Raw genomic sequence first — 17,960 nt, 5'->3', positions numbered from 1 at the left:
GCCCGTCCTGAATCGAAGAGCAGGTGGGGACGTGCCGGTCCGCCTCTATCCCCAGCGTCGTAGGTTAGATTGGCTATCCGCGATATCGTAAGTTAAATGAGTCAACGTCCCAATCTGCTAAGTTTGGAACGGTCGCTTCCGGTTGTGGATTGGCGCTGATGGACAATTACCGGCAACTTCAACGTGACTGCGAGCGGCAGGCCGCACTCAGTTCCTCCGCCCAGACCAAGAAAACTCTCCGCGAGATGGCGGAGGAGTACCGGAAGATGGCCGACAATATGGAGCGGACAGGGTCCCCGACAGCGAAGCCCAAGGAGTAAGGCCGCCCCAGTCAACAAGCCTCTTTCATTTCAGACCGATGCGGACTCCGCAGCGGGCTCATTGCGGCCCCTGAGCCGGATTGTCGTCGCGTGTGGTCTTGGCGTAAGGCCAATTACAAACGGCAGGGCCCACGTCCACCCTTTTGACCCATAGCGGCTTCCGGCCATGGCGCGAAACTCCGGATTTGTGTAAGCTCAAGCATCGTTCTGACCCACCCGGGGGAGCGAATGCGGCGACGCAGCGGAAGTGAACATCCGATCAAGGAGCGGCGCGCGAGCGGGCGCAAAGTGCCCAACCCGTCGAGCGCAGCCCCATCCATTGCCGACCTGCAACAGCAACTAGCCGCGCGCACCCGCGAGCTGAAAGAAGCACATGAGCGGGAGGCCCTGATTGCCATCGAAAGCGCGCGTCTCCTGGGCGAACTGCGCCAGCGCACCGATGAACTTGCAGAAGCATTGGAGCAGCGCACGGCAACCTCCGAAGTGCTCCAGATCATCAGTCGTTCCCCGGGCGATCTTCAGCCCGTGTTTGCTGCGATCCTGGAAAACGCCTCACGCATTTGCGAGGCCAAGTTCGGCATCCTGATGCTGGCGGAAGGCGATGCTTTTCGACTGGGCGCGGCCCACAACGCGCCGCAAGCATTCGCCGATTTCATGCTGCGGGCGCCGGTGCGGCCCAGTCCGCACATAACTTTCGGCCGCGCGATATCAACCAAGCAGGTTGCGCAAACGACAGACATCACCATCGAGCAGCCTTACCTTCAAGGCGACCCTCTGGCGGTGGCAGCCGCCGAGCTCGGCGGCTATCGCACCGTCCTGGCCGTGCCGATGCTCAAGGAGAGCAACATCATCGGTGGGCTGGTCTTTTTCCGGCAGGAAGTACGCCCGTTCGACGACAAGCAGATCGCGCTGGTGCGGAATTTTGCTGCTCAAGCCGCCATCGCCATTGAGAATGCGCGGCTGTTGGGCGAGCTGCGCGAGCGTACGGCCGACTTGACTGAATCCTTGCAGCACCAGACCGCGACCGCCGATGTGCTGAAGATCATCAGCCGCTCGACCTTCGACCTCAAGCCCGTGCTGGCAACGGTGGCCCGGACCGCGGCGCAGTTGTGCGAGGCCGAGATGGCGTTCCTCGCGCAGCGCGACGGCGACGTCTTCCGCTACGTCACGGCAGTCGGCTCGACGTCAGAAGCGGCGGCTGATGCCATCAGATTCCAGCAGTACCTCGCTGGTCATCCGGTTTCCGCAGCTCCGGACCGGCGCACGATGACCGGCCGGGTGATGGCGGAACGCGGCGCCGTGCAAATCGCCGACATCACCACCGATCCGGAATACCGATTCCCCGAAACCTTCAGGCTCGCGAAGGTCCGCGCGGTCCTCGGCGTTCCGCTGCTGCGTGACGGCGAGCCGATCGGCCTCATCATGCTGGCACGCCAGCGCCCCGAACGGTTTTCCGAGCGGCACGTCGAGTTGGTGCGAACCTTTGCCGACCAGGCGGTGATCGCGATCGAAAATGTGCGGCTCCTGACCGAGCAGCGCGAAGCGCTCGAGCGACAGACCGCGACCGCCGAAGTGCTGCAGGTCATCAATTCATCGCCGGGCAATCTCGCGCCGGTGTTCAATACCATCCTGCTGAAGGCACATCGCCTCTGCGAGGTCGCTTATGGAAGCCTGCAGGTCTTCGACGGCGATCGGTTCCGGGCCGTCGCGGTGCATGATCTGCCGGAACAATTCGCCGACATCCTGCGGCGGGGCTTTCAAGCATCGGATCATCCCGTAGGCCGGCGCCTGCTCGCCGGCGAGCGCCTGGTGCACCTGACCGACTGCGCGCAAATCGACCATCCGGTGATGCAAAGGCGCAGTCGAATTTGCCGGGATTCGCACCGCGCTGTTCGTGCCGCTGCGCCGCCACGAGACGCTTCTGGGAATGATCGTGTGCGGCCGACGCGAAGTCAGGCCCTTCACCGACGACGCGATCGCCATCTTGGAGGGATTTGCCGCACAAGCCGCGATCGCGATCGAGAATGCGCGGCTGTTGGGCGAGTTGCGCGAGCGCCAGGCCGAACTGCGCACCACCTTCGACAACATGGGTGACGCCGTCGCAATGTTCGACGCCACCGGTCGCCTGGCGGCATGGAACTACAATTTGCAGGAGATGCTCGACCTGCCGGAATCGCTGCTTGCCGCACGGCCGCGCTTGGCCGAATTTTTCCACTATCTCGCTGCACGCGGGGAGTTCGGCTCGGCCGAACTCGAAACGCAACTGAGCCGCTACCTCGAAGATACGAGGCACGAAATGCGTTACGAGCGGACACGTCCGGACGGTCGCGTCGTCGAGGTGCGCCGCAATCCGGTGCCGGACGGCGGCTTCGTGATGATCTATGCCGACATCACGGAGCGAAAGCGGGCAGAGGAAGCTATTCGCGCGGCACGCGATGCCGCCGAGGCTGCATTGCGTGACTTGCAGGCGGCTCAGGATCGCCTGGTCCAAACCGAAAAGCTCGCCTCACTTGGTCAGCTCACGGCGGGCATCGCGCACGAGATCAAGAACCCGCTCAATTTCGTCAACAACTTCTCGAGCGTATCGATGGAATTGATCGACGAACTGCATGAGGCGCTCGGCCGAGTGACGCTCGACGACAATGCGCGCTCCGAGATTACGGAACTGGCCGACACCCTGCGCACCAATCTGGGCAAGATCGTCCAGCACGGCAAGCGTGCCGATTCCATCGTCAAGAACATGCTGCAGCATTCGCGCCAAGGTTCTGGCGAGCGTCGTCCCGCCGACATCAACGCGATCGTCGAGGAAAGTCTCAACCTCGCCTATCACGGTGCGCGTGCGGAGAAACCGGGCTTCAACATCACGCTCGAGCGATACTTCGACCCCAGCACGGAGAGGATCGATCTCTACCCGCAGGACGTCACGCGCGTGTTCCTCAACCTGATTGCAAACGGCTTCTACGCAGCCACCAAGCGCAAGGAAGGCGCAGGCGACGGTTTCGAGCCAAGGCTCAGCGCGACAACGAGAAATCTCGGCAGCGCCGTTGAAATCCGGTTTCGCGACAACGGCACCGGCATTCCCGCCGAGGTCAAGGAAAACATATTCAACCCATTCTTCACCACCAAGCCGGCCGGCGAAGGAACGGGGCTCGGCCTTTCGATCTGCCATGACATCATCGTAAAGCAGCATGGCGGACGGATCGACGTCGATACCGAGCCTGGCGCCTTTACCGAATTCATCATCACGCTGCCGCGCACCGCGACCGCACCGCTGCAGACCGGAGGCAAGAGTTGAGCGTTTATATCCTGGTCGTGGATGACGAGCCCGACGTGGAAATGCTGTTCCGCCAGCACTTCCGGGGCGATCTGCGGCGCGGCCGTTTTCTCATGGAGTTTGCGCCTTCGGCCTCGGTCGCGCTGCAACGCGCGCTCGAGATTCGCGATGCCACCCTCATCCTGATCCTGTCCGATATCAACATGCCCGGGATGAGCGGGCTGGAGATGCTGCCGATCGTGCGCTCGGCCCGACCCGATGTCCCCGTCATCATGATCACGGCCTATGGCGATGCCGAAACCAAACGCAAGGCGCTGGAGAAAGGCGCGACCGGCCTATTGACCAAACCGATCGATTTCGCGGCGCTCCGCCAGGAGATTGACGCAAGGCTCGAGCAGGCCGCATGACCGACACCATCCCTGCGGTCGATGACGATGTTGCGTTCCGGTTGATGCGGGCCGACGGCTTGCCCGTAATCCGCGAGCGCGGCGGTCCGGGCCGGCAGTCCTTTTGCCGGTGACGGTCAGCCCCCGCTCAAACTGTGGCTGATGCGCGTGACGGCCTCGTCCCATTGCCGCTTCTCGGCCGCTGGATAGTTGATCAGCACGCAATGCACATAGCGGCGCGAGAAGTTGCAGCGGTCGTACCAGATCTTGTCGCGCTTGATGCTGGAGACCACGAAGAAGTCCGGTGCGACCCGCTTGTAGACGATCGCCGACGGCGGGTCCTTCGCAGCGAGGAACGTGGCGGGCGACATGCCGCGGTCTCGGCGAACGGCTTGTATGGTGAGATCGGCGCTGCCATCCGGCGTACGAAATTTCTGACCATATCCGTCGGGCTTCCCGGCCGGTTCAGTGAAGATCGAGACGGGGATGTCGACCGAGGTTCCGGATTCGGGAATGCGATAGGTCGTCCAGGTGTCCGCCTGGGCAGGCACCGCCGACCCGACAGAGAGTGCAATGACAGCGGCGGCCAGCGTCCTCATGTCGGTCTCATCCGTTCCGCGGCGCCAGTTGCAGCTCCAGCAAGGCGACCCTTTGCAAGTTCGCCACATCACGCTCTCCCGCGCCTGCTGTGCGCAGGATGGATTCGGCGAGCGCGGTGACATGCGAGGAATGCACGGGTTCCGGCAGGGTCGCGACCGCGGCTTCCAGGGCGATTGTCATGAGCTCGATCACCTCCGGGGAAAATTCTGCGTTGGCAAAGTTCTTCATGTCGCGAAGCCGGCCGCTCGTACGTGCCGCCAGCCTAACGTCGGGAAAAAGTGGAAGTTCCCGCGGTTATCGGCTGCCTAACGCGGTGTTCACGGGATATGTCATCCCGCCTTCACGCTCGCATCGATCAACAGCTTCGCCGCCGCAAGCGCCGACTGCGCCGGGCCGTCTTCGGATTGCTGACCGGTGACGTAGATGCCTTCGATCAGGAGCAGCAGCGCATCGCCGAGCACGTTCGGCTGGCGCGCGCCCATCTGCGCCGCGAGCTCGCGCAGGCGCCTGCGGAAGACCTTCTTGTGGGCTTCGGCGACCTGGCGCGCGGGATTGTCGCGCGAGGGATATTCCACCGCGGCGTTGCTGAGGCCGCAGCCGCGATAGCCCTTGGCGACGGCGCGCGGCGCAAGCTGGCCGATATAGGCGAGCACGTGGTCGCGCGCATTGCTATAGGTCTTGCCCCCGGGGCGTTCGAAGTTCTCCCAGAAGCTCAGATCGTAATCGCGCAAATAGGCGGCGGCGAGATCGTCCTTGGAGGCGAAGCTGCGATAGAGGCTGGGCTTGGTCACGCCGGCGCGGTCCACCACCTCGTCGACGCCGACGGCGCGAATGCCCTCGCGATAGAACAATTCGCTGGCGGAGGCCCTGATCCGGTCGGCGGCCCGGAGCGGCGTGCGTGCGGGCTTTTCGGCGTTTTTCGGCATCTGGCTTTGTTCGTGCTTCGGCATGGCTTGATTTGGCTCGATCTTGGGCTTGACAATGTTACTGACCGGTACGTATTACTACGGCACCCCAATACGTACCGGTAAGTAACATGCCCAATCCTGCTTTTCAACGAGCCCCGGTTCAATCCTCCCCGGTCTCGCGGCGGCCGTTCGGCGCAAAATACGCCTTCGTCGTCGTTGCCGTGATCTTCCTGGCGCTGCTCGCCTCCGCCGGCCTGCGCGCGACGCCGGGCGTGCTGATGCTGCCGCTGCAGAAAGCCTTCGGCTGGGACGTCAGCGTGATCTCGTCGTCGGCCGCCATCGGCATCTTCCTCTATGGCCTTGCCGGTCCCTTTGCCGCGGCCGTGATGCAGCGCTTCGGCATCCGCCGCACCGTGCTCGGGGCGCTCGCGCTGATGTCGGCCGCGACGGCCGCGAGCTATTTCATGACCGCGCCTTGGCAGTTGTTCCTGACCTGGGGACTGCTGTCCGGCATCGGCTCGGGCGCGGTCGCCAACGTGCTCGGCGCCACCATCGTCAATCGCTGGTTCACCACCAATCGCGGCCTCGTCATGGGATTGCTGACGGCGAGCACCGCGACCGGCACGCTGATCTTCATGCCGGGGCTTGCGAGCCTGGTCGAATGGGGCGGCTGGAGGCCTGTGGTGCTGACGGTGGCGGCATGCTGCGCGGCGCTGATCCCGCTGGTCTATTTTCTGGTGCCGGAGCGCCCCGCCGCGATCGGCCTGCGCTCCTACGGCAGCCCGCACGAGGACCAGCCCGCGGCGCCGGCGCAGGGCAATCCGTTCGTCGCAGCGATCAGCAACTTGTTGCGCGCCGCGAAGACGCCGACCTTCTGGTTCCTGTTCGCGACCTTCTTCATCTGCGGCTTCACCACCAACGGCCTCGTCGGCACCCATCTGATCGCGTTCTGCGGCGACCACGGTATCTTCGAGGTGCAGGCCGCGAGCCTGCTGGCGCTGATGGGGTTCTTCGACCTGTTCGGCACCACGCTGTCGGGCTGGCTCACCGACCGCTTCGATCCGCGCAAGCTCTTGTTCTTCTATTACGGCCTGCGCGGGCTCTCGCTGATCTACCTGCCCTACTCGGATTTCTCCTTCGTCAGCCTGTCGGTGTTCGCGGTGTTCTACGGCCTCGACTGGATCGCGACCGTGCCCCCGACCGTGCGCATCGCCAACGAGGCGTTCGGCGACAAGAATGCGCCGCTGATCTTCGGCTGGGTCGTCGCCGGGCATCAGCTGGGCGCGGCCTGCGCCGCGTTCTTCGCCGGCTTCATGCGCTCGTCGCAGGGCGATTATCTGCAGGCCTTCATGATCGCCGGCGCAACCGGCATCGTCGCGGCCGTGCTGTCGTTGATGATCGGCCGCAAGCCGGTGCAGCCGGCGCTCGCTGCTGCGTGAAAAATGCTGCGCCGGCAGGCCACTCAACACTGACCCTGCCGGCGAAGCTGTCCCCGCCTTTGATTTGAAGATTGATTCCGTTAAGGAATTTGAAATAATATACTGGCGACGCGGGCGGTTCGACGGCTCGTGCGGGAGCTGATTGTTCGCGTCGCGTCCAGCTCCATCTCAATCAACCCCAGCAATCTGTGGCGGCCCGGCGGATGAGCGATTCCCTTCTTGCAACGGTCGGTGACCATTTCTTCATCGGCCTGAAGCCGGCGAGCGTCCTCGATGACCGCGATCGCGCGCTGTTGAGAGATCTCAGGCCCGCGGGCGTCATCCTCTACAAGAGCAATTTCCGTCACGATCTGTCCTATCGGGACTGGCTGTCTGTTCACCGCGACCTGATCGCCGCCATTCGCGACGCCTCGCAGCGCGACAAGCAGTTCATCGCGATCGATCACGAGGGCGGGCGCGTGTGCCGCACGCCAGCGCCAATCACGCGCTTTTCCTATGCGGCCCGCTGGGCCGGCACCGCTGAGCAGGTCGGCGACGCCATGGGCGCCGAGCTTGCCTCGCTCGGCTGCAACCTGAACTTCGCGCCGGTGCTGGACATTCATTCCAATCCCGCCAACCCTGTGATCGGCGAGCGCGCCTTCGGCCGCACCGCCGACGAAGTCATCAAATCGATGCTGCCGTTCACCAGGGCCATGGAACGCCGCGGCGTCCGGGCCTGCGGCAAGCATTTCCCGGGACATGGCGACACCCAGGTGGATTCGCATCACGAATTGCCGGTGCTCGACCTCGACCTCGATCAGATCAAGGCGCGCGAGCTGAAGCCCTTCGCCGCGGCGATCGAGGGCGGCATCGAGATGATGATGACGTCGCACATCCTCTACCGGAAGCTCGACCCCAACGATCCCGTCACGCTGTCGCGCGCGATCACGCGGGGGCTGCTGCGGGAGGCGATGAATTTCCGCGGCGTGATCGTGTCCGACGACGTCGGCATGCGCGCGATGGCGGGCCGGTTAGATGCGCCTGATGCCGGCGCGCGCTTCATGGCTGCCGGCAACGACATGCTGATGATCTGCTCGCATCTGACCGACACCGAACGCGCCCGCTTCCTCGCGCAATCGATCATCAACGGCGTCGATTCCGGCAAGCTCGATCCTGATGTGCTGGAGGCGTCAAGCCGGCGCGTCCGCACCATGCTCGACGGCACCGCGCAGAACGAGGTCACGGAGCTGTCAGGCGAGGTTCTCGCCCGCCATCGTACGGCCGGCACCCAGTTCGAGGCGGCAACCGTCGAGGTCGTCTAGGGATAGCCCGGCTCGTAGCGTCGCCAGCAACGCGGTGAAGACCATCGTCAGAAGCAGGATCGCGACAGTGGCTTCGCGGATGTCGTGAACCTGCCAGCCATACCCCCTGGCATCGACGGCTTCGCCGGTCTGTCCCATGATCCAGGGCACGAGGTGCGTGAGGCCGGCGCCGACATAGAAAAGGATGCCGGTCGCTGGCAACCTGTGGCCAATGCTTGCATCCGGCCGGAGTCCGGTGCGCAGGTAGAGTGCGAAGGCCAGGAAGATCAGCCATGACGTGAAAAGCCAGCCAACAAAGTTGGAGAGAGGAACACCGAATACTCCGCCGCCGTCGTGCCATATCCAGACCCTGGCGATCGTCGCGTTGGGGGCATCCATCACGAGATCCCATTGGGTCATCACGAACGCGGCGACGAGGGGCAGCGCGATCAGGTTGAAAGGGCGATCGAGCTGACGGTCGGCGCCATCAAGCAGAACTGACGCGACCACCCACGAAAAATAGCCCGCCCCGAACCATAGCGGACCGACGATGATCGGAATGAGTCCGACATGCGGCAAGTCCGCGCCGACCTCGAAATGATAGACGCCGAATGGAAAGCCCGTGGCGGCACCGAGGTTTTCCATCGCAAAGGCAATTGCATTGCAAGCAACGAACAGGATCAAGGCGCGCCGCGCGCCATAGGCAAAGGCGGCGTGGACCAGTGCGCAGGCAATGAAAACAGCCGCGAGCGCCTGCGCAACCGGGGTTGGATTCCAGGAAAACCCGATAGCGGTTGCAAGAATGCCGCCGATCGCCAGCCAAAGCGCGATGTCCTCCCGGCTGCGGCCGACATTGTGTGGTGTCATTGCGTGCGATCCGTCAGTTATCGATGGCAGAGAACGGTGCATAGCATGGGTAGCGCCGGGTAAGCAGCGCAAGAAAGGGACCGACGCGGCGGAGTTGCTGCCCGATTGGACGGCTGGATAAGAGGGCCGGTGTCGCGCCTTCCCGTCATTGCGAGCGGAGCGACTACAGAGGGCGCGCGACTGACGAAAGCTTCCCTCACGCGGATCGCACCTCGATGCAATCCTCGCCTCTCCGCGCAAGCGGAGAGGCGAGGATGGCTACGCTACGGCGTCTTGCAGACGAAGTTCGCGGCGTCCTCGCTATCGCCCTGCCCCGAATAGGCGGCATAGCTCGGATACGGGCACAGCGGACGCGTGCGGGTCGGGCTCCAGGAAGCCGGCACTTCCTTGTTCGCGGGATTGGCGGAGGCGATGATGCGGTCGGGTGCCTTGCCCTTTTCCACCCAATCGGTCAGCGCGGTGAGCGCATCGAACTTGTCGAGCGCGACGCCGCCGCCGCAATGGGTTTCACCGGGGATGGTGAACAGGCGCGCGATGCCGTCGGCATGACCTTGCAGGTTTTTGTCGAGACGGTCGTACCAGCGGATGGTGTCGTTCACCGAGAACACCGGATCGGCCTGGCCGTGATAGATCAACATCTTGCCGCCGGCCTTTTGCAGGGCCGCGAGCTTGGGATCGTCGATGTCGGGCGGCGTCATGAAGTCCATGGCCGATTCCGTGAACGTATCGTTCCTGGCGAAGATCTTTGGCGCGTCCTTGTCGAAATCATAGGCCTTGAGCGCATCGATCAGCTTGTCGTTGCTGCCTTCGACCGCCACCGGCGGCGTGGAGAAGATGTAGTTCAAGGATGCGGCGCCCATGGTGGCGATGATCGGATAATTGTTCCAGGGCGCGACCGGGCTCTCGATCTTCCAGGCTCGCCAGTTTCCGGTGCCGATGCCGCCATCGAGAGGCCAGTCGGAATAGAGCGCCTCGCCTTTGGAGTTCTTCGGCCCGGCGAGGCTCATCTTGAGCGCATCGACCTTGGCCTCGGGCAGGCACGCATTGGTCTGGCCCGGCGTGCAAGTCAGGCTCTTGAGATCGAAGGCCTTCTGGCACGCGGCGAGATTGGCCGTCAGACCATCCTTGACGCCGTCGAGCGCGTCGCAGGCTTCCGTGATGCGGGACGCGATGAGCTGCGCGTCCTCCTTCGTAATCGATTTGCGCAGATCCGTATCGGCCTTCAGGAAGGCCTGCACGTCCCAGGCGTGCTGGATCGCAGCCCGCGGCAGATCGAAGCCGGGATTGCCGACAAGAAAGCCATCGTAGTTCTCCGGCATGCGCGAGGCCGCGACCATGGCGTGGCGCCCACCATTGGAGCAACCGGCCATGTAGGAGCGATCAGGCTTGCGGCCGTAATGCAGCGCGATGATCTGCTTCGCCACCGGCGCGAGCGTCATGTCGGCGGCATAGCCATAGTCGCGTCGCGCCTGTGGATCGAGGCCGAAGGCCGCGCCCGCGGCGAGGCCCAACGATTGGTTCGCGGGGTCCGCGCCGGAATGTCCGCTGTCGGAGGACAGCACCGCAAAGCCGCGCGCCAGCGGCACCATGCCGCCCGAGGCAAAACCATCAGGCTTGTCGCCGAGCGCCGGCACGACGATGCCGTCATTGCCGCCGTTCACCTGGTGCAGGAAGCGGCCGTTCCATTCGGCCGGCAGGCGAAGCTCGAACTGGATGGCATAGGATTTCCCATCGGCGCCGGTGCGCCTGTTGGCGAGCCCCGTCACGATGCAATGCCGGGCCAGCCCATTCGCGGCCTCCTGCATCTTCGATCCCGTGATCTCGACGCCGGCCATGGCCAGCGACGCGGTGGTGACCTTTGAGCAGGCCTCTCCATCAGCGCGGGCCAGAGTCGTAGATCCCAACAGCGCAACCAGCGCGGCGGTCGATATCAAGCCAGTCTTCACGGCGGTCCCTCCCCATATTAATTATCTTCTATAATTATTACTTCACTCCGCTATTTTGACAAGCGTCCAGAATCTGAAGGCCCGACATGATTCCGCTTATGGAGGTGGGGGGCGCGATGCGCCGGATGAGGTGAATGACGGGAATAGTGCGCTCTACGCGTGCCCCGCCTGGCGAGCGCCCGCGCAGCGGCCGTATGGCGCGGTCGAGACGCGGCTTTATTCACCGCCTGCGGCCTGCGGTGACAGCCCCACCCCGCTTGCTGCTTGGAAAATCGGCAATTGCCAAATGGCGCGCCCGGAACGATTCGAACGTCCGACCCTCAGATTCGTAGTCTGATGCTCTATCCAGCTGAGCTACGGGCGCGTTTTTCGCTGACAGTGCGGGCTGGGCCCGCAGGCAGCCTCCGGACAGCGCCGGAGGGGTGCGAAAGAGCGCTCTGACTAACCGCTCTTGCCGGCGTTGGCAAGGTCCGGGAGGGGGAGATTTTGCAGAGAGATGACGGTTTTTGGATCGGCCTCTGGCCGACTACGCCCGCGCCCGCTCGTTGCGGATGGAGAGGAGTTCCACGGGGCGGTCGGGGATGACGATCCGGAAGGTGGCGCCGATGGTGCCTTCGACCAGGTGGATGTCGCCACCATGGGCGCGCACCAGCTCGGCGGCGATGGCGAGGCCGAGCCCGCTGCCGCCGGGACGGCCAGAGGTCTGGAACGCCTCGAACAGGTGCTCGCGGGTCTTCTGGGGCACGCCCGGGCCGGTATCGGAGACTTCCAGGATGGCAACCGCGCCTTCGCGCTTTCCGGTGATCCGGATCTGCTGCGGACCACCGTCGCCGGAGGCATGGCTCTCCAGCGCCTGGGCGGCATTGCGCACGAGGTTGAGCAGCACGCGAAACAGCTGGTCGGGATCGGCGTCGACCGCGAGGCCGCGCTCGATCGCGGCGACCCAGGCGATCGTTGCGTCATTGGCAAGACCCGCGGTCTCGCGCACCTCGAGCACGACAGGCTCGACCAGCATCATGCGGCGATCGGGCGCGGCCTCCTGGGCGCGGCCGTAGGACAGCGTCGACTGGCAGAAGGCAATGGCCCGCTCGAGCGAACGCACCAGCTTCGGCGCAAAACGCTGCACCCTGGGATCAGGCACGCTGGCGAGCTGGTCCGACAGCAGCTGCGCCGAGGCCAGCAGATTGCGCAGATCGTGATTGATCTTGGAGACGGCGAGGCCGAGCGCGGCGAGCCGGCTCTTCTGATGCAGCATCGACATCAGGTCGCGCTGCATGTCCGACAGTTCGCGCTCGGCGACGCCGATCTCGTCGCTGCGCTGGCTCGGCACGATGATCCGCGCCGAGCTTTCGGGGTTTTCGTGGAAGCCCACCAGGCTCGCAGTCAGCCGCCGCATCGGCCGCACGAAGAGATAATGAAGTGCGAGATAGACGAGGCCGGCGGTCAGGACGCCGATGATCAGCGCGACCACCACGACGTTGCGGGAAAAGCGGTACATCGACTGCCGCAAAGGCTGCTCGTCGGTGACGATCTCGATGAACTGGGCGTCGCCGACGCCGGGGCCGACGATGCGGATCGGCTGGTTGCCGGTCTCCAGCATCATCTGGAACGAGCCGGTGATGGCCTGCCACACCGTCAGGTCACGCAAATCGACGTCGTGCTCGATCGTCGCCGGCAGATTGTCGCTGGCGAGCAGGCGGCGCTGCTGGCCCATCTTGATTGCGACCGCGCGCGCATTGATGCTCTTCAGGATCTGCCGCGACAGCGAATCCGGCACCATGCCGAGCGGCGCCGCATCGAGCACCAGCGCCGCCGTGTTGGCCGCGGCGACGCGGTCGTTGAGCCGGTTGACCCAGAAGTTCGCGATCGCAGGCACGTAGAGCAGGACGGCCGCGATCATCACCAGGGGGACGGTCAGCAGCAACAGCTTGCCTGACAGCCCAAGCCCGCCCGGGCCACTGGACCGCATCGCCGAATCCGGCTGGTCCGCTGGCCGATCCAGATCTTGGTCCAGAGCTTGCTCCAGATCCTGGGTCCGCTGCTGAAGGTCCGTCGCTGCCACGGAATTCGCCCCTGCTGGCATTGGCTGGTGGAGGATGCGACCCGCCCGGGGGCCGGTCAAATTACGGATCGCTAATCTGCCGAGGTGGGATGTAGGCGCTGATCCGGCTATCCGCCACCTCAAGAGTTAAAAACCCCAACGAAACAGTGATATTCACCGGAACCGGGCGATCTTGCGGCGTTGACGAAAACAAGACGCTCGCTTATAAGCCGCGCAAATTGTCCGCGATGACCCGGTGCGACACCGGGAGCGGCTCTTCTGGGGCCGGAAATGGCTCGTTTGGGGCCGCATCTTCCGGACTTTATCATCAATTCTACAGGCACATTGCCCGGTCAGCGGAGAAAAACCCGTGAAGCGGACTTATCAACCCAGCAAACTGGTGCGCAAGCGCCGTCACGGCTTCCGTGCTCGTCTCGCGACTGCCGGCGGCCGCAAGGTTCTCGCCGCCCGCCGCGCCCGCGGCCGCAAGCGTCTGAGCGCCTGAGCCGGACCCCCTTTCCCGGGATTTCATCATGGATCGGCTGAGGCAGCGAGCGGATTTCCTCGCCGTTGCCAATGGCGCGCGGGTGAATAGTCCCGCGTTCGTCCTGCAAAGCCTTGACCGACAAAGCCTTGACCGCGACGATCTTGGCCCCGTCAGGATCGGCTTCACCGTTACCAAAAAGAACGGCAACGCCCCCGAGCGCAATCGCATCCGGCGCCGGCTTCGCGAATTGGTGAAGCGGCTCGATCCGGTATCGATGCATCCCCATCATGATTACGTGCTAGTCGGCCGCAGGGACGCGCTTTCGCGCGACTTCACGACCATGCTCGACGATCTGCGCATGGCGTTCGCGAAACCCGCGCGGCATACGCAAAAACGACGCGGCCCAAGAACCGACGGTCCAGCTCCCGCGACCAGCCGCAAACCGGATTGATGACGAGACCATAGTGATGACCGACAATCGCAATACCATCCTCGCCGTCATTCTGTCCGGCCTGGTGCTGATCGCCTGGCAGTACTTCTACAACGTGCCGGCGATGGAGAAGCAGCGCGCCCAGCAACAGGCGCAGGCCGAGCTGCAGAAGGCCAATCCGCAACCGACGGCCTCCGCGACGCCGGGCGCCACGCCGCAGGCCGGCAGCACGACGACGCCGACCACCGCGCCGGGCGCAAACCAGCCGGCCCAGCCGGTCGTGGCCCGCGAGGCCGCAATCGCCGCCAGCCCCCGCGTCAAGATCGATACGCCGCGTCTCGCCGGCAGCATTTCGCTGAAGGGCGGCCGCATCGACGACCTCGCGCTGCTGCAATTCCGCGAGACCGTCGATCCGCAGTCGCCGCCGATCATTCTCTATTCGCCCTCCGGCACGGCAGAGCCCTATTACGCCGAGTTCGGCTGGGTGGCCGCGACGGGCGTGACGTCGAAGATGCCCGATGCCCAGACCGTCTGGCAGCAGGACGGCAGCGGCAGCCTGACGCCGACGACGCCTGTCGTGCTGAAGTGGGACAATGGCGAAGGTCTCAGCTTCCGCCGCACCATCTCGGTTGACGACCATTATCTCTTCAGCATCAAGGACGACGTGAGCAATGTCGGCAACGCGCCGGTGACGCTCTATCCGTTCGCCCTGATCTCCCGTCACGGCACGCCGCAGGTCTCCGGCTACTACATCCTGCATGAAGGCCTGATCGGCTATCTCGATGGCTTGCAGGAATACGCCTACAAGAAGATCGACGAGGCCAAGTCGGTCAGCTTCAAGGCGACCAATGGCTGGCTCGGCATGACCGACAAGTACTGGGCCTCGGCGCTGCTGCCCGACACCAGTGCGCAGCTCCAGGCGAAGTTCTCCTCGAACCTCACCGGCAACGTCCACACCTACCAGACCGACTATCTGCTCGACCCCGTCACGGTCGCGATCGGCGGCACCGCGACCGCAAATGCGCGGCTGTTCGCCGGTGCCAAGGAAGCCGGCGTCGTCGGCGTGTTCCCGTTCGCGGGGCTCGGCGGCTACAACAAGGCGCTCGGCCTCAATCATTTCGATCTTCTGATCGACTGGGGCTGGTTCTACTTCATCACCAAGCCGATGTTCCTCGGCCTCGACTTCTTCTACCGCTTCTTCGGCAATTTCGGCATCTCGATCCTGCTCGTGACTGTCATCGTGAAGCTGCTGTTCTTCCCGCTGGCAAACAAGTCCTACGCCTCGATGGCGAAGATGAAGTCGGTCCAGCCGCAGCTTCAGGCGCTGAAAGAGCGCTACCCCGACGACAAGGTGAAGCAGCAGCAGGAGATGATGGAGATCTACAAGAAGGAGAAGATCAATCCGGTCGCCGGCTGTCTTCCCGTGGTGATCCAGATCCCGGTGTTCTTCTCGCTCTACAAGGTGCTGTTCGTCACCATCGAAATGCGGCACGCGCCGTTCTTCGGCTGGATCAAGGACCTCTCCTCACCCGATCCGACCAATCTGTTCACGCTGTTCGGCCTGCTGCACTACGATCCGACCGCGCTGCCGCTGTTCGGGCACTATCTGCATCTCGGCATCTGGCCCCTCATCATGGGCGTCACGATGTGGTTCCAGATGAAGCTGAACCCGACGCCGCCGGATCCGACGCAGCAGGTCATCTTCAACTGGATGCCGGTGATCTTCACCTTCATGCTGGCGGGCTTCCCCGCTGGGCTGGTGATCTACTGGGCCTGGAACAACACGCTCTCCGTGCTCCAGCAGAGCTTCATCATGCGCCGCAATGGGGTGAAGGTGGAGTTGTTCGACAATCTGAAGGCGACGTTCGCGAGGAAGGCGACGTAGCCGTCATTGCGCGCGCCTCGCTTCCGCCTTGGCTGTTCGAGCTACGGCGGACAAGTCGCTCGCAATGACGCGGGGAAACAGCGAGCCTTCGCATGACCGACGACAAAGATGCGAAGCTGATCGAAACCGGGCGCAAGCTGTTCGCGCGCGACTGGCAGTTCATCTGGGCTTCGCCCTCGATCCAGACGCTGCCGCCGATGGCAGGGCTGGAGATCGCCTTCGCCGGACGCTCCAATGTCGGCAAATCGAGCCTGATCAACGCGCTGACGGGGCGTAACGCGCTGGCGCGCACCTCGCATACGCCCGGGCGCACGCAGGAGCTGATCTTCTTCGAGGTTCCAGGGAAGACCGACCTGCGGCTCGTCGACATGCCCGGCTATGGCTATGCCAAGGCACCGAAGAGCCAGGTCGCGTCCTGGACCGAGCTGATCCACACGTTCCTGCTCGGCCGCGCCTCGCTCGCGCGCGTCTATGTGCTGATCGATGCGCGGCATGGACTGAAGGACGTCGATCTCGAAGTCCTCAAGACGCTCGACCGCTCCGCCGTCAGCTACCAGGTCGTGCTGACCAAGGCCGACCAGGTGAAGGCCTCCGAACTCCAGTCCTGCATCACGGAGACGGAAGCCGCGCTTGCGAAACATCCGGCTGCGTTCCCGAACGTGATCGCGACGTCGTCGCGCTCATCGACCGGCATGGCGGAGCTGCGCGCCGCGATGGCGAAGCTGCTGGAAGAGCGGACCAAGTGATGGCGCGCCTGCTGATCGCGCTCGCCGGCTTGATGGGCGCCGCCGGCGTCGCGCTGGCCGCCGCCGCCGCCCACGGCGCGGACGCCGGCCGGCTTGCCTCGGCCAGCGCCATGCTGCTGTTTCATGCAACTGCCATATCGGCGGTGACAGCCTTGCTCGCGCGCGGCCTTCTGCACGGCGGAATTGGCCTGATCGCCGCATTCGGCTTCGTCATCGGCGCGGCGTTGTTCGCGGGCGACCTCACCTTGCGGCAATATGCCGGCCATCAGCTGTTTCCGATGGCTGCACCGTCAGGGGGAACGCTGATGATCTTGAGCTGGCTGGCGGTGACGCTGGCGGCGGTGGTGCCTGCGCGCTGATCCGTAACGGCGGCATGCCAACCCCACTTTGCGCCTCGCCCGCCAATCAGATAGAACGCGAACCCGCGTTTGTCCCGCCAGCGAGATCCGCCTCATGACCGAAATCTCCCCGCTCGACCAGGCCCGCATCCTGTCCGAAGCGCTGCCGCACATGCAGCAGTACGACGAAGAAACCATCGTCATCAAATATGGCGGCCATGCCATGGGCGACGAGGAGACCGCGAAGAACTTTGCGCGCGACATCGTGCTGCTGGAGCAGACTGCGATCAATCCGGTGGTCGTGCACGGCGGCGGGCCGCAGATCGCGACCATGCTCAAGCGCCTCGGCATCGTCTCGGAATTCGCAGCCGGCCTGCGCATCACCGACGCCGCGACCATCGAGATCGTCGAGATGGTGCTGGCAGGCTCCGTCAACAAGCAGATCGTCGGCTACATCAACGAAGCCGGCGGCAAGGCCGTGGGTCTCTCCGGCAAGGACGGCAACATGGTGAAGGCGACGAAGACGACGCGCACCATCATCGACCCGGACTCGCATATCGAGAAGGCCGTCGATCTCGGCTTCGTCGGCGACCCCGAGAAGGTCGATCTGACGCTGCTCAACCAGCTGATCGGCTACGAGCTGATCCCGGTGCTGGCGCCGCTCGCGACCTCGAAAGAGGGCCAGACGCTGAACATCAACGCCGACACGTTTGCCGGCGCTGTCGCCGGCGCGCTCAAGGCGAAACGCCTGTTGCTGCTCACCGACGTGCCCGGCGTGCTCGACAAGTCGAAGAAGCTGATCCCGCAGCTCTCGGTGAAGGACGCGCGCAAGCTGATTGCCGACGGCACCATTTCCGGCGGCATGATCCCGAAGGTCGAGACCTGCATCTACGCGCTCGAGCAGGGCGTCGAGGGCGTCGTCATCATCGACGGCAAGATGCAGCACGCCGTGCTGCTCGAGCTCTTCACCAACACGGGCACGGGAACGCTGATCCACAAGTGAAGCGGGAGCG

General features: G+C 64.1%; 16 protein-coding genes, 1 tRNA gene and 1 pseudogene. 11 read left to right on the top strand and 7 right to left on the bottom strand.

What is annotated here, in order from left to right; genetic code table 11:
• Positions 1–548: 548 nt before the first annotated feature.
• From ACVIIW_RS12080 to ACVIIW_RS12070, 3 genes and pseudogenes are all read left to right on the top strand, one after another.
• A pseudogene (locus ACVIIW_RS12080) lies at positions 549–1,823 on the top strand (GAF domain-containing protein); the annotation flags it as partial.
• Between the two features lie 583 nt (positions 1,824–2,406).
• Positions 2,407–3,615, top strand: coding sequence for a sensor histidine kinase (locus tag ACVIIW_RS12075; RefSeq protein ID WP_456705138.1), 1,209 nt, complete (start codon positions 2,407–2,409; stop codon positions 3,613–3,615).
• Positions 3,612–4,001, top strand: a complete 390-nt coding sequence (locus ACVIIW_RS12070) for a response regulator (RefSeq protein WP_456700946.1) — start codon at positions 3,612–3,614, stop codon at positions 3,999–4,001. Before ACVIIW_RS12075 ends, ACVIIW_RS12070 begins: the two co-directional genes overlap by 4 nt.
• Before the next feature lie 116 nt (positions 4,002–4,117).
• Here the strand turns inward: ACVIIW_RS12070 and ACVIIW_RS12065 are convergent, their stop codons facing one another.
• The 3 genes from ACVIIW_RS12065 to ACVIIW_RS12055 all read right to left on the bottom strand — a co-directional run bounded on the left by ACVIIW_RS12065 (position 4,118) and on the right by ACVIIW_RS12055 (position 5,506).
• Complete coding sequence (locus ACVIIW_RS12065) at positions 4,118–4,579, bottom strand: hypothetical protein (RefSeq protein ID WP_456700945.1); 462 nt, start codon at positions 4,577–4,579, stop codon at positions 4,118–4,120.
• A 7-nt stretch (positions 4,580–4,586) separates the two neighbouring features.
• A complete protein-coding gene (locus tag ACVIIW_RS12060) occupies positions 4,587–4,808 on the bottom strand; it encodes a hypothetical protein (RefSeq protein WP_456700944.1) in 222 nt (73 codons plus the stop codon).
• Positions 4,809–4,909: 101 nt separating this feature from the next.
• Positions 4,910–5,506, bottom strand: a complete 597-nt coding sequence (locus tag ACVIIW_RS12055) for a TetR/AcrR family transcriptional regulator (RefSeq protein ID WP_456700943.1) — start codon at positions 5,504–5,506, stop codon at positions 4,910–4,912.
• A gap of 110 nt (positions 5,507–5,616) precedes the next feature.
• Here ACVIIW_RS12055 and ACVIIW_RS12050 point away from each other — a divergent pair, with 110 nt between their 5' ends.
• Complete coding sequence (locus tag ACVIIW_RS12050) at positions 5,617–6,927, top strand: MFS transporter (RefSeq protein WP_456700942.1); 1,311 nt, start codon at positions 5,617–5,619, stop codon at positions 6,925–6,927.
• Positions 6,928–7,130: 203 nt separating this feature from the next.
• Positions 7,131–8,228, top strand: coding sequence for a glycoside hydrolase family 3 N-terminal domain-containing protein (locus tag ACVIIW_RS12045; protein ID WP_456700941.1), 1,098 nt, complete (start codon positions 7,131–7,133; stop codon positions 8,226–8,228).
• On the opposite strand, the gene ACVIIW_RS12040 is transcribed toward ACVIIW_RS12045, so the two are convergent.
• The 4 genes from ACVIIW_RS12040 to ACVIIW_RS12025 form a co-directional block, all read right to left on the bottom strand.
• Entirely contained in the window at positions 8,157–9,074 is a 918-nt protein-coding gene (locus tag ACVIIW_RS12040) for a carotenoid biosynthesis protein (protein WP_456700940.1), read from the bottom strand. The two genes, ACVIIW_RS12045 and ACVIIW_RS12040, sit on opposite strands and share 72 nt — an antisense overlap.
• Positions 9,075–9,337: 263 nt before the next feature.
• On the bottom strand, positions 9,338–11,020 hold the full coding sequence (locus ACVIIW_RS12035) for a tannase/feruloyl esterase family alpha/beta hydrolase (RefSeq protein WP_456700939.1): 1,683 nt from the start codon (positions 11,018–11,020) through the stop codon (positions 9,338–9,340).
• Between the two features lie 287 nt (positions 11,021–11,307).
• Positions 11,308–11,384, bottom strand: a tRNA-Arg gene (locus tag ACVIIW_RS12030).
• Positions 11,385–11,546: 162 nt separating this feature from the next.
• Positions 11,547–12,989 (bottom strand): sensor histidine kinase, encoded by a 1,443-nt coding sequence (locus ACVIIW_RS12025; RefSeq protein WP_456700938.1) that lies wholly within the window; start codon positions 12,987–12,989, stop codon positions 11,547–11,549.
• A gap of 442 nt (positions 12,990–13,431) precedes the next feature.
• On the opposite strand from ACVIIW_RS12025, the gene rpmH reads away from it, so the two are divergent.
• The 6 genes from rpmH (at position 13,432) to argB (ending at position 17,950) form a co-directional block, all read left to right on the top strand.
• Positions 13,432–13,566, top strand: a complete 135-nt coding sequence (gene rpmH, locus ACVIIW_RS12020) for a 50S ribosomal protein L34 (protein ID WP_008542748.1) — start codon at positions 13,432–13,434, stop codon at positions 13,564–13,566.
• Positions 13,567–13,594: 28 nt separating this feature from the next.
• Positions 13,595–13,999 carry a ribonuclease P protein component gene (rnpA, locus tag ACVIIW_RS12015; protein WP_456700937.1) on the top strand — a complete coding sequence of 135 codons (405 nt, stop codon included), beginning with the start codon at positions 13,595–13,597 and terminating at the stop codon, positions 13,997–13,999.
• A gap of 16 nt (positions 14,000–14,015) precedes the next feature.
• A complete protein-coding gene (gene yidC / locus ACVIIW_RS12010; protein WP_456700936.1) occupies positions 14,016–15,863 on the top strand; it encodes a membrane protein insertase YidC in 1,848 nt (615 codons plus the stop codon).
• Positions 15,864–15,955: 92 nt separating this feature from the next.
• Positions 15,956–16,609, top strand: coding sequence for a ribosome biogenesis GTP-binding protein YihA/YsxC (gene yihA / locus ACVIIW_RS12005; RefSeq protein WP_456700935.1), 654 nt, complete (start codon positions 15,956–15,958; stop codon positions 16,607–16,609).
• A complete protein-coding gene (locus ACVIIW_RS12000) occupies positions 16,609–16,968 on the top strand; it encodes a DUF423 domain-containing protein (protein ID WP_456700934.1) in 360 nt (119 codons plus the stop codon). The genes yihA and ACVIIW_RS12000 overlap by 1 nt, the downstream gene beginning before the upstream one ends.
• Positions 16,969–17,062: 94 nt before the next feature.
• Entirely contained in the window at positions 17,063–17,950 is an 888-nt protein-coding gene (gene argB, locus ACVIIW_RS11995; protein ID WP_456700933.1) for an acetylglutamate kinase, read from the top strand.
• Positions 17,951–17,960: the final 10 nt, after the last annotated feature.

It is taken from the genome of Bradyrhizobium sp. USDA 4449 (assembly GCF_054056275.1).
This window is presented reverse-complemented; position numbering and strand designations above follow the sequence as displayed.